The following is a 13,950-nucleotide window of genomic DNA, read 5'->3' on the forward strand; positions in this document are numbered from 1 at the left end:
CCGTGTCCTAGCGCTGGGGGCTCAATGGCAGTACCGGGCAAGGGCGTTCACGGGCCGCTGGCCGGGGTGCGCGTGGTGGAGCTCGCGGGGATCGGCCCCGGCCCGTTCGCGGCCATGCTCCTCGCCGACCTCGGCGCCGACGTCGTACGCGTCGACCGCCCGCGCGGCGGCGGCCTCGCGATCGATCCGGCGTACGACGTGACCAACCGCAACAAGCGCTCCGTCGTCGTCGACCTGAAGGCCGCCGACGGCGCGGCCCGCGTCCTCGACCTCGTCGAACGCGCCGACGTCCTGATCGAGGGATACCGCCCCGGCGTCGCCGAACGCCTCGGCGTCGGCCCCGAGGAGTGCCACGCCCGCAATCCGCTCCTCGTCTACGGCCGGATGACCGGCTGGGGCCAGGAGGGGCCGCTCGCCCCGCGCGCCGGACACGACATCGCGTACATCGCCGTCACCGGCACCCTCGGCATGATCGGCAACCCCGGCGAACCCCCCGCGATCCCCGCCAACCTCGTGGGCGACTACGCGGGCGGCTCGCTCTACCTCGTCGTCGGCATCCTCGCGGCGCTGCACCACGCGCGCGTGCACGGCGCCGGGCAGGTCGTGGACGCCGCGATCGTCGACGGCGCGGCACACCTCTCCGCGATGATCCACGGCATGCTGGCGGCCGGCGGCTGGCAGGACCGCCGGGGCGCCAACCTCCTCGACGGCGGCTGCCCCTTCTACGGCAACTACGAGACCGCCGACGGCGGTCACATGGCCGTCGGCGCCCTGGAGCAGCAGTTCTACGACGAGTTCATCCGGCTGCTCGGCCTCGCCGACGTCGTGCCCGCCCGCAAGGACCTGGCCCGCTGGGGCGAGCTGCGCGAGGCCGTCGCCGCCCGCTTCAAGGAACGTACGCGCGACGAGTGGACGGCCGTCTTCGAGGACTCCGACGCCTGCGTGGCGCCCGTCCTGTCCCTGCGCGAGGCCCCCGGCCACCCGCACCTCGCCGCGCGCGGCACCTTCGTCGACCACGGCGGCATCACCCAGCCCGCCCCCGCCCCCCGGTTCTCCGCGACCCCCACGCGGGTGCGCACCGGACCCGCGCAGCCCGGCGCCGACACCGCGGAGGTGGCCCGCGACTGGGACGTGCCTGCCCTCGCGGAGCCCGCCGAAGGGCCCGCCGCGCCCCCGAAGGAAGAGGAAGCCCACTGATGGAGATCTCGGTACCGCTCGCCTACGCGGGCGACCCGCGCGAGGCGGCCGACGACGTCGCCGTGCTGGAGTCCGCGGGGCTGGACGCCGTCTGGGTCGCCGAGGCGTACGGCTTCGACTCGCCCACGATCATGGGCTATCTGGCGGCGCGCACGGAGCGCATGACGATCGGCGCCGCCATCCTCAACGTCTACTCCCGCACCCCCGCCCTGATCGCCCAGACCGCCGCCGGGCTCGACGCGATCTCCGGCGGGCGCGCGATCATCGGGCTCGGCGCCTCGGGCCCGCAGGTAGTCGAGGGCTGGCACGGCAAGACGTACGACAAGCCGCTCGGCCGCACCCGCGAAGCCATCGAGCTGACCCGCCGCATCCTGCGCCGCGAGGTCATCGACCACCACGGCATCACGGACATGCCGTTGCCCGCGGAGAAGGGCGGCAGGCTCGGCAAGCCCCTGAAGATCCTGACCAGGCCGGTGCGTCCCGAAGTGCCGCTGTACGTCGCCTCGCTGGGGCCCGCCAACGTGGCGATGACGGCCGAGATCGCCGACGGCTGGCTGCCCACCCTCTTCATCCCGGAGAAGGCGCGGCAGGTGTGGGGCGACGCGCTCGCCGAGGGCGGGGCGAAACGGGATCCGGCCCTCGGGCCGCTGCGGACCGTCGCCGGGGGACTGCTGGCCATCGGCGACGACGCGGCGGCCGTACGGGACTTCGCCCGCCCGCAGATCGCCCTCTACGTGGGGGGCATGGGCGCGAAGGGGAAGAACTTCTACAACGACCTCGCGGTGGCCTACGGCTACGGGGCACAGGCCGCCCGCATCCAGGAGCTCTACCTCGCCGGGAAGAAGAAGGAGGCCGAGGCCGCCGTCCCCGACGAGTTCTGCGAGCTCATGTCGCTCTGCGGACCCGAGGGCTACGTACGCGAGCGTGTCGAGGCCTTCCGCGAGGCCGGCGTCACCATGCTCAACGTCATCCCGGTCGGCCCCGAGCCGGCCAGGCTGATCGAAACCGTCAAGAGCTGGCTCTGAAAGGGCTCGCTGGTCCACCGGGCTCCAGGAGGCCACGTACAGATGAAACGGCAGATCTTCGCCGCCGAGCACGACGCGTTCCGCGAGACCGTCCGCACCTTCCTCGCCAAGGAGGTGCTGCCCCACTACGAGCAGTGGGAGAAGGACGGCATCGTCAGCCGTGAGGCCTGGCTCGCCGCCGGCAGGCAGGGGCTGCTCGGTCTCGCCGTCCCGGAGGAGTACGGCGGCGGCGGGAACGACGACTTCCGCTACTCCGCGGTCCTCGCAGAGGAGTTCACGCGCGCGGGCGCGGCCGGACTCGCGGTCGGCCTGCACAACGACATCATCGGCCCCTATCTGACCTCGCTCGCCACCGAGGAGCAGAAGCGGCGCTGGCTGCCCGGCTTCTGCACCGGCGAGACCATCACGGCCATCGCGATGACCGAACCCGGCGCGGGCTCCGACCTCCAGGGCATCCGCACCGCCGCCGAGGACCGCGGCGACCACTGGGTGCTCAACGGCTCCAAGACGTTCATCTCCAACGGCATCCTCGCCGACCTCGTCATCGTCGTCGCCAAGACCTCGCCCGAGGGCGGCGCCCACGGCCTCTCCCTCCTCGTCGTGGAACGCGGCATGGAGGGCTTCGAGCGCGGCCGCAACCTCGACAAGATCGGCCAGAAGGCCCAGGACACGGCGGAGCTGTTCTTCAACGACGTCCGCGTCCCCAAGGAGAACCTGCTCGGCGAGCTCAACGGCGCCTTCGTCCACCTGATGACCAACCTCGCGCAGGAGCGCATGGGCATCGCCGTCGCCGGGATCGCCGCCGCCGAACACCTCCTGGACATCACCACGACGTACGTCAAGGAACGCGAGGCCTTCGGCAGGCCGCTCGCCAAGCTCCAGCACATCCGCTTCGAGATGGCGGAGATGGCCACCGAGTGCGCCGTCACCCGCACCTTCCTCGACCGGTGCATCGTCGACCACTCGAACGGGGAACTCGACGCCGTGCACGCGTCGATGGCGAAGTGGTGGGCCACCGAGCTGCAGAAGCGCGTCGCCGACCGCTGTCTGCAACTGCACGGCGGCTACGGCTACATGAGCGAGTACCGCGTCGCCAAGGCCTTCACCGACGGACGCATCCAGACCATCTACGGCGGCACGACCGAGATCATGAAGGAGATCATCGGACGCTCCCTCCTCGGCTGACCCGCCCCCTCCGCGGGCCCGGGCCTGACCCTCCCGCACCTCCCCGAAAGCCTCACCCTCCCGGACACCCCGAAAGGCTCACGCGTGACCACCGAAGCGTACGTATACGACGCGATCCGCACCCCGCGCGGACGCGGCAAGGCCAACGGCGCCCTGCACGGCACCAAGCCGATCGACCTCGTCGTCGGCCTGATCCACGAGATCCAGGCCCGCTTCCCCGACCTGGACCCGGCCGCCATCGACGACATCGTCCTCGGCGTGGTGGGGCCGGTCGGCGACCAGGGCTCCGACATCGCCCGCATCGCCGCCATCGCCGCGGGACTGCCCGACACGGTGGCCGGCGTCCAGGAGAACCGCTTCTGCGCCTCGGGCCTCGAGGCCGTCAACCTCGCCGCGATGAAGGTCCGTTCGGGCTGGGAGGACCTGGTCCTCGCGGGCGGCGTCGAGTCGATGTCGCGGGTGCCGATGGCCTCGGACGGCGGCGCCTGGTTCGCCGACCCGATGACCAACTTCGAGACCAACTTCGCGCCGCAGGGCATCGGCGCCGACCTCATCGCCACCATCGAGGGCTTCTCGCGGCGCGACGTCGACGAGTACGCGGCCCTCTCGCAGGAGCGCGCCGCCGCGGCCTGGAAGGACGGCCGCTTCGGGCGGTCCGTCGTACCGGTCAAGGACCGCAACGGCCTCGTCGTCCTCGACCACGACGAGCACCTGCGCCCCGGCACCACCGCCGACTCCCTCGCGAAGCTCAAGCCGTCGTTCAAGGACATCGGCGACATGGGCGGCTTCGACGCGGTCGCGCTGCAGAAGTACCACTGGATCGAGGAGATCGACCACGTCCACCACGCGGGCAACTCCTCGGGCATCGTCGACGGCGCCGCGCTGGTCGCCGTCGGCACCAAGGAGGTGGGGGAGCGGTACGGGCTCATCCCGCGCGCGCGGATCGTCTCCGCCGCGGTCTCCGGCTCCGAGCCGCTGATCATGCTGACCGGGCCCGCGCCCGCGACCCGCAAGGCGCTCGCCAAGGCCGGCCTCACCATCGACGACATCGACCTCGTCGAGATCAATGAGGCGTTCGCGGCGGTCGTGCTGCGCTTCGTGAAGGACATGGGTCTCTCGCTGGACAAGGTGAACGTCAACGGCGGCGCGATCGCGTTGGGCCACCCCCTGGGCGCCACCGGGGCGATGATCCTGGGCACGCTCGTCGACGAGCTGGAGCGCAGGGACCTCCGGTACGGGTTGGCCACGTTGTGCGTGGGCGGCGGGATGGGCATCGCCACGATCGTCGAGCGGCTGTAGGGGCCGCGCCTTCCCCGGACGCGTCCCTGAGACGGCGCACGAAGTGCGCCTCTCAGGGACGCGGGGAACTGCGCGACCAGCCCCCACCCACCGCCAGACGGCCACGAGCCTCGGCGATCCCCCCCCAGATTCCGCCTGCCACAGACTTCACGGAGACACGAACATGACCGAAAGCACCACGATCCGCTGGGAGCAGGACGACACCGGTGTCGTCACCCTCGTCCTCGACGACCCCAACCAGTCCGCGAACACCATGAACCAGGCGTTCAAGGACTCCATCGCGGCCATCGCCGACCGTGCCGAGGCCGCCGTCGCGGCCGACAAGGACGCCATCCGCGGATTCATCTACACCTCCGCCAAGAAGACCTTCTTCGCGGGCGGCGACCTCAAGGACATGATCAAGGTCGGCCCGGAGAACGCCCGGCAGGCGTTCGAGACGGGCACCGCGATCAAGAACTCGCTGCGCCGCATCGAGACCCTGGGCAAGCCCGTCGTCGCCGCCATCAACGGCGCGGCGCTCGGCGGCGGTTACGAGATCGCCCTCGCCTCCCACCACCGCATCGCCCTGGACGCCCCCGGCTCCAAGATCGGCCTGCCCGAGGTCACCCTCGGCCTGCTGCCCGCCGGTGGCGGCGTCACCCGCACCGTACGCCTCATGGGCATCACGGACGCGCTCCTGAAGGTGCTCCTCCAGGGCACCCAGTACAACCCGAAGCGCGCCCTGGAGAACGGCCTCGTCCACGAAGTGGCCGCCACCCGCGAGGAGATGATCGAGAAGGCCCGCGCCTTCATCGACGCCAACCCCGAGTCGCAGCAGCCCTGGGACAAGCCGGGCTACCGCATCCCGGGCGGCACCCCCGCCCACCCGAAGTTCGCGGCGAACCTGCCCGCCTTCCCCGCCAACCTCAAGAAGCAGACGGCGGGCGCCAACTACCCCGCGCCGCGCAACATCCTCGCGGCGGCCGTCGAGGGCTCCCAGGTCGACTTCGAGACCGCGCTGACCATCGAGGCCCGGTACTTCACCGAGCTGGTCACCGGCCAGGTCGCGAAGAACATGATCCAGGCCTTCTTCTTCGACCTCCAGGCCGTCAACTCCGGCGCCAACCGCCCCAAGGACGTCGAGCCGCGCCAGGTCCGCAAGGTCGCCGTGCTCGGCGCCGGGATGATGGGCGCGGGCATCGCGTACTCGTGTGCCCGCGCGGGCATCGAGGTCGTCCTCAAGGACGTCTCCGCCGAGGCCGCCCAGAAGGGCAAGGGCTACTCCGAGAAGCTCTGCGCCAAGGCCGTCCAGCGGGGCCGCACCACCCAGGAGAAGGCGGACGTGCTGCTCGCCCGCATCACGCCGACCGCCGACCCGCAGGCACTCGCCGGATGCGACGCCGTGATCGAGGCGGTCTTCGAGGACACCGCCCTCAAGCACAAGGTGTTCCAGGAGATCCAGGACATCGTCGAGCCGGACGCGCTGCTCTGCTCCAACACCTCCACGCTGCCCATCACCACGCTGGCGGAGGGCGTCTCGCGCCCCGTCGACTTCATCGGGCTGCACTTCTTCTCGCCCGTCGACAAGATGCCGCTCGTGGAGATCATCAAGGGCGAGCGGACCGGTGACGAGGCGCTGGCCCGCGCCTTCGACCTGGTGCGCCAGATCAACAAGACGCCGATCGTCGTCAACGACTCGCGCGGCTTCTTCACCTCGCGCGTCATCGGCCACTTCATCAACGAGGGCGTCGCGATGGTCGGCGAGGGCATCGAGCCCGCCTCCGTCGAACAGGCCGCGGCCCAGGCCGGCTACCCGGCGAAGGTCCTCTCCCTGATGGACGAGCTGACCCTCACCCTGCCCCGCAAGATCCGCAACGAGACGAAGAAGGCCGTCGAGGAGGCGGGCGGCACCTGGGCGGGCCACCCCTCGGACACCGTCATCGACCGCATGGTCGACGAGTTCGGGCGCCCCGGCCGGAGCGGCGGAGCGGGCTTCTACGACTACGTGGACGGCAAGCGCGGCAAGCTCTGGCCGGGCCTGCGCGAGCACTTCACCAAGCCGGGGCACGAGATCCCGTTCGAGGACATGCAGGAGCGCATGCTCTTCTCCGAGGCGCTCGACACCGTGCGCCTCCTTGAGGAGGGCGTCCTGACGTCGGTCGCCGACGCCAACATCGGCTCCATCCTCGGCATCGGCTTCCCGGGCTGGACGGGCGGCGTGCTCCAGTACATCAACGGCTACGAGGGCGGCCTGCCCGGCTTCGTGGCACGCGCGCGTGAGCTCACCGAGCGCTACGGAGAGCGGTTCACGCCGCCCGCGCTGCTCGTCGAGAAGGCGGAGAAGGGCGAGAAGTTCAGCGACGGCTGAGGGCGGGGGAGTGGCTCAGTCCTCCTTGAGCCACTCCTTCAGCTCCTCCTTGAGGGAGCGCTGGAAGGCCGTCACGAGCGCCTGCACCACCAACGGCTGCATGTGCGCCGAGAGCGACCGCATCGCCGCGACGTGACCGGGGTCCGACTCGCGCTCGCGGTAGGGCCCCCACACCTCGTCGCGGAAGAGCCGGGACAGCTCGCGCGCGGCCGAACGCGTGTGCTCCATCAGGACCGTGCGCGCCGCGAGGATCGTCTCGTGCGCGATGGGCACGTCCAGGAGCTGCACGCCCAGCCGCAGCAGCCCCAGGTCCACGCGGTACGTCCCCGGGGTCCCGGTCCGCGCGATCACGCCCATCGCGGTGAGCCGCTCCAGGTCCGCCTCGTCGAGCGTGCGGCCGGCCCTGCGCTCCAGCTCGGCGTGCGGGGCGTCCTCGGCCGCGTCGGGTGCCCATGACGCCACCACGGCGCGGTGGATGGCCAGATCGTGCGCGCTCAGATCGGCGGGCAGCTGCTCCAGGTACCGCTCGATCGCGGCGAGCGTCATGCCCTGGTGCTGGAGCTCCTCGATGAGGGCGAGCCGGGAGAGGTGCTCCCGGCCGTAGTGGCCGACGCGGCGCGGGCCGATCACCGGCGGCGGCAGCAGGCCCTTGGTGCTGTAGAAGCGGATCGTGCGGACCGTGACGCCCGCGCGCGCGGCCAGTTCGTCGACCGTGAGCGTCGGCTCACCGGCCTCCGTCGCCTCCGTGCCTGCGGTGTCCGTCGTCATGGCGGTGCCCTCCCTCCCGGCCGGCTCTCCGGACGTCTCCCCGTGGTGCAGTGGTCCGGCGCCCGCCGGGACGTGCGGCAAACCAGTGCAACAGTATTGCTGGCACACCAGTGTTGTGAAACCCTCCGGGCCAGTCACATGCGCGTCCACGCTCGGCCACTCGCTCCTCACGCACCCGTCCGCTCACGCACAGCCGATGGCGCCAGGAGGCGGTCATGACCACGACCCTGCGACTCCCCGGGGACCCCGCCGACATCACGCTCCCCGCCCTGCTGCTCCGCAACGCCGAGGACCACGGCGACCTCCCCGCGCTCTCCTGGCGCGAGGGCGGCGGGTGGTCGACGCTCACCTGGCGCGAGGCGCGCCGGAAGATCGCCGTCCTCGCCGCCGGCTACGAAGCGCTCGGGGTGCGGCGCGGCGAGCACGTCCTGATGATGATGGGCAACCGCCCCGAGCACTGGCTGAGCGACCTCGCCCTGGTGCACCTGGGTGCCGTCCCGGTCACCGTGTACGGCACCGCGGCGCCCGAACAGGTCGCCCACATCGCGCGGCACAGCCGGGCCCGCCTCGCCGTCGTCGAGGGAGCCGGCGAACTCCCGCGCTGGGAGCCCCTGCTGGGCGACGGGACGACGCCGCTGGAGCGGCTGGTCGTCGTGGAGGGGGCGGACGCCGGAGAACACCGCGCGTACGGCTGGCTGCACGCGACGGGCGCCCGCCTCTTCGACGCCGCGGCCTTCGAGAAGTCCTGGCGCGCGATCCGCCCCACCGACCCGCTCACCGTCGTCTACACCTCGGGCACCACCGGCGACCCCAAGGGTGTCCGTCTCACCCACCGCAACATCCTCATCGGCGGCACCGCCCTGGACGCCGTCGTCGACCTCCCCGAACACGTCGGACACCTCTGCTATCTGCCCTTCGCGCACATCGCGGAGCGGCTGCTCGGCATCTACCTGACGGTGCTGCGCGCCGCCCACGTCCACCTGTGCGCGGACCCCGCGCAGGTGGCCGCCACCGCGCGCGAGCTGCACCCCCTCCAGTTCTTCGGCGTCCCGCGCGTGTGGGAGAAGCTCGCCGCCTCCGTGCGCGCCGCGCTCGCCGGGCTGCCCGAGGAGCGGCGCCGCGTGATCGAGGCGGCGAACGCGACGGCGCGCGCGTATGTCGCCTGCCGGGAGCGCGGTGAGGAGCCCGCCGCCGAGCTGAGCGCCGCGTACGAGAAGGCCAAGCGGGAGGTGCTCGACCCGCTGCTCGCGCTCGCCGGGTTCGACCGGCTGGTGTGGACCGCGAGCGCGTCGGCGCCGATGCCGCCCGAGGTGGCCGGGTTCTGGGCCGGCTTCGGCCTGGTGATCATGGACGCGTGGGGGCTCACGGAGACCTCCGGCGTGGTCACGACGAACAGCCCCGGGGCGTTCAGGATCGGCTCGGTCGGCCGCCCCCTCGAAGGCCTCGACGTACGCGTCGCCGACGACGGCGAGATCCTGGTGCGCGGCGCGACGGTCTTCGACGGCTACCTGCGGCCCGACGGCGGTGTCGACAGCGCCTGCGACGCGGACGGCTGGTTCGCCACCGGCGACATCGGCCGGTTCGACGAGGACGGATACCTCTGGCTCACCGACCGCAAGAAGGAGATGATCGTGACCTCGACGGGCAAGAACGTCTCGCCCGCCCTGGTCGAGAACGCCCTCAAGGAGCATCCGCTGATCGGGCAGGCCCTCGTCCACGGGGACGGCCGCTCCTATCTGGTGGCGCTGCTCGTCCTGGACCCGGAGGCGGCGCCCGCCTGGGCCGCCGCGCACGGGATCGAGGGGGACCTCGTCACCCACGAGGCCGTGCTCGCGGAGGTGGACCGCGCCGTCCGGGCCGCCAACGCCCGCCTGAACCGCACCGAACAGGTCAAGCGCTACCGCGTCCTCGGCGAGGAGTGGGGCCCCGGGACCGGAGAGCTGACGCCGTCCCTGAAACTGCGCCGCCGCGTGATCCGGGACAAGTACGAGCAGGTCATCGAGGCCCTGTACACCCCCTGACCAGCATGTGAGAAGTTCCGCTATGTGACGTGCGCCACCGCGTGGGGCGGGTGGTGTAAGGGAAGGTGTCCCGTCGGTTCGCGCGCGTCAGGGGTGTCGCGGGCCGGAGCACATCCGGACCCCGGAGCTCCTCCGGGCACCAGAGAGTAGATCGACCACGTGAGCAAGGAAGCCGTAGACACGGCCGCCGTGGACGCGTCCCGCAACGACGCCTCCCAGGCCCCCGCGGACGCCGGCGACGCCGGTTACAGCAAGGACCTCAAGGCCCGCCACGTCAACATGATCGCCATCGGTGGCGCGATCGGCACCGGCCTCTTCCTGGGGGCGGGTGGCCGCCTCCACTCGGCGGGCCCCGCGCTCGCCCTCGCGTACCTCGTGTGCGGAATCTTCGCGTTCTTCGTGGTGAGGGCGCTCGGTGAGATGGTCCTCTACCGGCCGTCGTCCGGTTCGTTCGTGAGTTACGCGCGTGAGTTCCTCGGCGAGAAGGGCGCGTACTTCGCCGGTTGGATGTACTTCCTCAACTGGTCGACCACCTGCATCGCCGACATCACGGCGATCGCGCTGTACACCCACTACTGGAGCTTCTTCACCGACATACCCCAGTGGGTCCTCGCGCTCATCGCCCTCGCGGTCGTGCTCACGGTGAACCTCGTCTCGGTGAAGTACTTCGGCGAGATGGAGTTCTGGTTCTCGATCATCAAGGTGGCCGCGCTGAGCGCCTTCATGATCATCGGTATCTGGCTGCTGGCCAGCCAGCACAAGGTCGGCGGCGAGGCGCCCGGCCTCAACATGATCACCGACCACGGCGGCCTCATGCCGAACGGCGTGATGCCGGTCGTGATCGTCATGCAGGGCGTCGTCTTCGCGTACGCCTCGCTGGAGCTGGTCGGCGTCGCGGCGGGCGAGACCGCCGAGCCCCAGAAGATCGTCCCGCGCGCGGTGAACTCGATCATGTGGCGCGTGGGCCTGTTCTACGTCGGCTCCGTGATCCTGCTCGCGCTGCTGCTGCCGGGCACGATGTACACGGCCGACCAGAGCCCGTTCGTGACGGTCCTTTCCAAGATCGGCGTCCCGGCCGCCGGTGACGTGATGAACTTCGTGGTCCTCACCGCGGCCATGTCCTCGCTCAACTCCGGCCTGTACTCCACCGGCCGCATCCTGCGCTCGATGGCGATGGCGGGCTCCGCCCCGAAGTTCACGGCGAAGATGAACCGCAACCAGGTGCCCTACGGCGGCATCCTGCTCACCGCCTCCATCGGCGTCCTGGGCGTCGGCCTGAACCGGATCGTCCCCGACCAGGCCTTCGAGATCGTCCTGAACGTCGCCTCGCTCGGCATCATCGGCACCTGGATCACGATCATGGTCTGCCACCTGGCCTTCGTGCGCAGCGCGAAGCGGGGCGAGATCACCCGGCCGAAGTTCCGGCTCCCCGGCAGCGGTGTCACCGAGTACGTGACCATCGCGTTCCTGCTCACCGTCCTCTGCCTGATGTGGAAGGACGCCGAGGTGGGCCGCAAGACGCTCTTCCTCATCCCGATCGTGGGCGCGGCCCTCGTCGCCGGCTGGTTCGGCGTGCGCCGCCGCGTGGAGCGCGAGGCCCAGAGCCTCACGGAGACGCAGGACAGGTGACCGGCCGTCCGTAACGGCTGAGGGCCGCCGCCGACGGCGGCCCGTACGGTGGCGCCCTCTCGGATCACGTAGCTCCGAGAGGGCGCCACCGCGTCTTCGGGACAACTGCTGTGCAGCTGTGCGTTGTCGCGCACGGATGAGCGGGTAAGGCACCGGCATGCAGCTCACCCCCACGGAACTCGGGCCGTTCGGCCCGCAGCCCCAGGCACTGGCGCTCGCCGCCCTGCTGTGCGGCGCTCTCTGCCTCCTCGCCGGACGCGCCCTGACCCGTCCCGGCCGCCGCGCCACCGACTCCGCCCGCACGGGCGCCGAGACCGGGAGCCCGGCCGGTGGCAGGCTGCTCTCCGAGGCCCGGCCCGGGACCCCGCCGGCGCACGGCACCGCAGGTGAGGAGTGGGACGGCACGGCCGTGCCCGCCACCGGCCAGGCCGGAGTGGAGGCGGCGCGCGCCGCTGCGGAGGCCGAGCTGCGCGGCCAGGTCTCCGAGTGGGCCTCCGAGCTGGCGAGCCGCATCGCCGCCGAGCCGCTCACCGGACCCCCTGTGGTCCCGCTCGCCGAACCGGCCGCCCGGCCCGACGCCGGGCCGACGGGTTCAGGTCGCTGGGCCGACGCATTCGCGCCCTCCTCCGCCGACACCACTGGCGGCCCGGCCCGCCCCCGCGGAGACTCGGGGCATGGACGTCATGGTCTCGGTCAAGGACGGCGAAGTATGGGCCCACGACTCGGGTGAGCCCAGCGGCACGGGCGGCGCGGGCCTCCCCCTGATCCTCCTCCACCCCGGCGTCGGCGACTCCCGCATCTGGGACGGCATCCGCCCGCGGCTCGAGGAACGGCACCGGGTGATCCACTACGACGTACGGGGGTACGGCAGGTCGCCGGCCCCGACCGCCGCGTACTCGATGGTCGAGGACCTGATCGCCGTCCTCGACCACTTCGGGGTGGCCCGCGCGGTCCTCGCCGGGTCGAGCATGGGCGGTGCGACGTCCCTCGGTCTGGCGCTGCGCGATCCCGCGCGGGTGGCGAGCCTGGCTCTGCTGGTGCCGGGCGTCACCGGCGCCGACGAGCTCGTGTCGGCGGAGTTCCAGGCGGAGATGGGCCGGCTCGCCGAGGCGAACGACCTGGACGGGCTCGTCGCCCTGCTGCGCCGCACCTCGGGCGCCGCGGTCACCGGGGACGACCCGGAGGTGGAGGCGCACATCAGGGCGGTCATCCCCGCGTGGTTCGCCAACTACCCCCACAACGTGCCCGACCCGCCCACCTACGGCCGGCTCGGCGAGCTCGACGTGCCGTGCGTGCTGGCCCTCGGCGAGTACGACCGGCCCGAGGTGATCCAGGTGAACGAGACGATGGCGCGGCGCATCCCCGGCTGCCGCTTGGTACGCCTCGCGCACAGCGACCACTTCCCGACGGTCCGGGAACCGGACGCCGTCGTCGACGTCATCGAGGAGGCGTACGCCGCGGCACGGTGACGCCCCCGCGGTCCTCCGTGCCGTGCCCGGTCGCATACTGGAAGGCGCACGAACCGGGCACGGCGAAGGAGCACGTCGCATGAACCCTGCCGCCCACCGCACGGACCGCCCCACGCAGCGCCGCTCCGGCCCCGACCCCGCCCCGCCGCCGCCCGGCGGCATCCTGTGGAGCATCGCGGGCGACATCCGCATGGTCCTCATGCTGCCGCCCGCGCTCACCCTGCAGGTGGCCCACCCGGCGGTCGGCGCCGGCGTCGACGAGCACTCGGTGTTCCGCACCGACCCGTGGGGGCGGGGCGAACGCTCGGTGCGCTCGCTCCTGCTGTGGGTGTACGGCGGGGAGGAAGCCGCCGCCGAGGGCCGCAGACTGCGCGCACTGCACCGCACCATCCAGGGCACCGACGCGCACGGGCGCCGCTACCACGCGCTGACGCCCGCCAACTACGCCTGGGTCCACGCCACCGGCTTCCCCGTCTACCGGCACGCGCAGAAGTACCTGGGCCGCCGCCCGTTCACCGCGGCACAGGAACGGCAGCTGTACGCCGAGTGGCTCCAGGTCGGGCGGATCCTCGGCATCCACGACCGGGACATGCCGCAGACCGTCGAGGAGTTCTGGCCCTACTACCGCAAGGTCCTCGCCGAGGAGATCGAACTCACCGCGGTCGCCGAGGAGCTGACCGCCGTCGGCAGGCTGCCGCCGCCGGACCGCGGCCCGCGGCTGCCGCGTCTCGTGCTGCGCCTCCTGTGGCCGCTGCTCCTGCCGCCGCTGGCCCGCTTCCGCCGCTTCGTCACCATCGGCCTGATGCCGCCGGACGCCCGCGAGGCGATCGGCCTGCCGTGGACGGCCGGGCAGGAGCGCCGGCTGCGCAGGCTCGGCCGGGTGGTGCGCACGGTCGTGCCGCTGCTGCCGGAGCGGCTGCGCTATCTGCCGCAGGCCCGCAGGGCCCGGGCGCGGTACCGCGCCGCCCGGCGGTGGGACCGGACGGCGCGGTGAACGGTGAACGCGGTCG

Annotated in this window: 11 protein-coding genes; 10 read left to right on the forward strand and 1 reads right to left on the reverse strand. The window is 72.0% G+C overall.

What is annotated here, in order from left to right:
* Window positions 1-24 precede the first annotated feature (24 nt).
* The 5 genes from ACZ7DY_RS01825 to ACZ7DY_RS01845 all read left to right on the forward strand — a co-directional run bounded on the left by ACZ7DY_RS01825 (window position 25) and on the right by ACZ7DY_RS01845 (window position 7,053).
* A complete protein-coding gene (locus ACZ7DY_RS01825; RefSeq protein WP_471128699.1) occupies window positions 25-1,197 on the forward strand; it encodes a CaiB/BaiF CoA transferase family protein in 1,173 nt (390 codons plus the stop codon).
* Window positions 1,197-2,222, forward strand: coding sequence for an LLM class F420-dependent oxidoreductase (locus ACZ7DY_RS01830; protein WP_471128702.1), 1,026 nt, complete (start codon window positions 1,197-1,199; stop codon window positions 2,220-2,222). Before ACZ7DY_RS01825 ends, ACZ7DY_RS01830 begins: the two co-directional genes overlap by 1 nt.
* A gap of 42 nt (window positions 2,223-2,264) precedes the next feature.
* Window positions 2,265-3,407, forward strand: coding sequence for an acyl-CoA dehydrogenase family protein (locus ACZ7DY_RS01835; protein WP_471128705.1), 1,143 nt, complete (start codon window positions 2,265-2,267; stop codon window positions 3,405-3,407).
* 84 nt (window positions 3,408-3,491) lie between these two features.
* Window positions 3,492-4,706 (forward strand): acetyl-CoA C-acetyltransferase, encoded by a 1,215-nt coding sequence (locus tag ACZ7DY_RS01840; protein WP_471128707.1) that lies wholly within the window; start codon window positions 3,492-3,494, stop codon window positions 4,704-4,706.
* A 163-nt stretch (window positions 4,707-4,869) separates the two neighbouring features.
* Window positions 4,870-7,053: a 3-hydroxyacyl-CoA dehydrogenase NAD-binding domain-containing protein gene (locus ACZ7DY_RS01845; protein ID WP_471128709.1), complete on the forward strand. Its 2,184-nt coding sequence runs from the start codon at window positions 4,870-4,872 to the stop codon at window positions 7,051-7,053.
* A 15-nt stretch (window positions 7,054-7,068) separates the two neighbouring features.
* Here ACZ7DY_RS01845 and ACZ7DY_RS01850 read toward each other — a convergent pair whose 3' ends face one another.
* Window positions 7,069-7,821 (reverse strand): MerR family transcriptional regulator, encoded by a 753-nt coding sequence (locus ACZ7DY_RS01850; RefSeq protein WP_471128711.1) that lies wholly within the window; start codon window positions 7,819-7,821, stop codon window positions 7,069-7,071.
* A 215-nt stretch (window positions 7,822-8,036) separates the two neighbouring features.
* Here ACZ7DY_RS01850 and ACZ7DY_RS01855 point away from each other — a divergent pair, with 215 nt between their 5' ends.
* The 5 genes from ACZ7DY_RS01855 to ACZ7DY_RS01875 all read left to right on the forward strand — a co-directional run bounded on the left by ACZ7DY_RS01855 (window position 8,037) and on the right by ACZ7DY_RS01875 (window position 13,934).
* Window positions 8,037-9,842 carry an AMP-dependent synthetase/ligase gene (locus tag ACZ7DY_RS01855; protein ID WP_471128713.1) on the forward strand — a complete coding sequence of 602 codons (1,806 nt, stop codon included), beginning with the start codon at window positions 8,037-8,039 and terminating at the stop codon, window positions 9,840-9,842.
* A 159-nt stretch (window positions 9,843-10,001) separates the two neighbouring features.
* Window positions 10,002-11,471, forward strand: a complete 1,470-nt coding sequence (locus ACZ7DY_RS01860) for an amino acid permease (RefSeq protein ID WP_471128715.1) — start codon at window positions 10,002-10,004, stop codon at window positions 11,469-11,471.
* 157 nt (window positions 11,472-11,628) lie between these two features.
* Window positions 11,629-12,201 (forward strand): hypothetical protein, encoded by a 573-nt coding sequence (locus ACZ7DY_RS01865; RefSeq protein ID WP_471128718.1) that lies wholly within the window; start codon window positions 11,629-11,631, stop codon window positions 12,199-12,201.
* A complete protein-coding gene (locus ACZ7DY_RS01870) occupies window positions 12,146-12,940 on the forward strand; it encodes an alpha/beta fold hydrolase (RefSeq protein ID WP_471128721.1) in 795 nt (264 codons plus the stop codon). The genes ACZ7DY_RS01865 and ACZ7DY_RS01870 overlap by 56 nt, the downstream gene beginning before the upstream one ends.
* Before the next feature lie 79 nt (window positions 12,941-13,019).
* On the forward strand, window positions 13,020-13,934 hold the full coding sequence (locus tag ACZ7DY_RS01875) for an oxygenase MpaB family protein (protein ID WP_471128724.1): 915 nt from the start codon (window positions 13,020-13,022) through the stop codon (window positions 13,932-13,934).
* Window positions 13,935-13,950: the final 16 nt, after the last annotated feature.

The sequence above is a fragment of the Streptomyces sp. NPDC037013 genome, from assembly GCF_055607265.1.

Excerpts from the sequence above, each read along its gene's own strand:
- ACZ7DY_RS01825 (WP_471128699.1), top strand. The coding sequence starts at position 25 with ATGGCAGTACCGGGCAAGGGCGTTCACGGGCCGCTGGCCGGGGTGCGC.
- ACZ7DY_RS01870 (WP_471128721.1), top strand. The coding sequence starts at position 12,146 with ATGGACGTCATGGTCTCGGTCAAGGACGGCGAAGTATGGGCCCACGAC.
- ACZ7DY_RS01850 (WP_471128711.1), bottom strand. The coding sequence starts at position 7,821 with ATGACGACGGACACCGCAGGCACGGAGGCGACGGAGGCCGGTGAGCCG.
- ACZ7DY_RS01875 (WP_471128724.1), top strand. The coding sequence starts at position 13,020 with ATGAACCCTGCCGCCCACCGCACGGACCGCCCCACGCAGCGCCGCTCC.
- ACZ7DY_RS01855 (WP_471128713.1), top strand. The coding sequence starts at position 8,037 with ATGACCACGACCCTGCGACTCCCCGGGGACCCCGCCGACATCACGCTC.
- ACZ7DY_RS01835 (WP_471128705.1), top strand. The coding sequence starts at position 2,265 with ATGAAACGGCAGATCTTCGCCGCCGAGCACGACGCGTTCCGCGAGACC.
- ACZ7DY_RS01865 (WP_471128718.1), top strand. The coding sequence starts at position 11,629 with ATGCAGCTCACCCCCACGGAACTCGGGCCGTTCGGCCCGCAGCCCCAG.
- ACZ7DY_RS01830 (WP_471128702.1), top strand. The coding sequence starts at position 1,197 with ATGGAGATCTCGGTACCGCTCGCCTACGCGGGCGACCCGCGCGAGGCG.
- ACZ7DY_RS01845 (WP_471128709.1), top strand. The coding sequence starts at position 4,870 with ATGACCGAAAGCACCACGATCCGCTGGGAGCAGGACGACACCGGTGTC.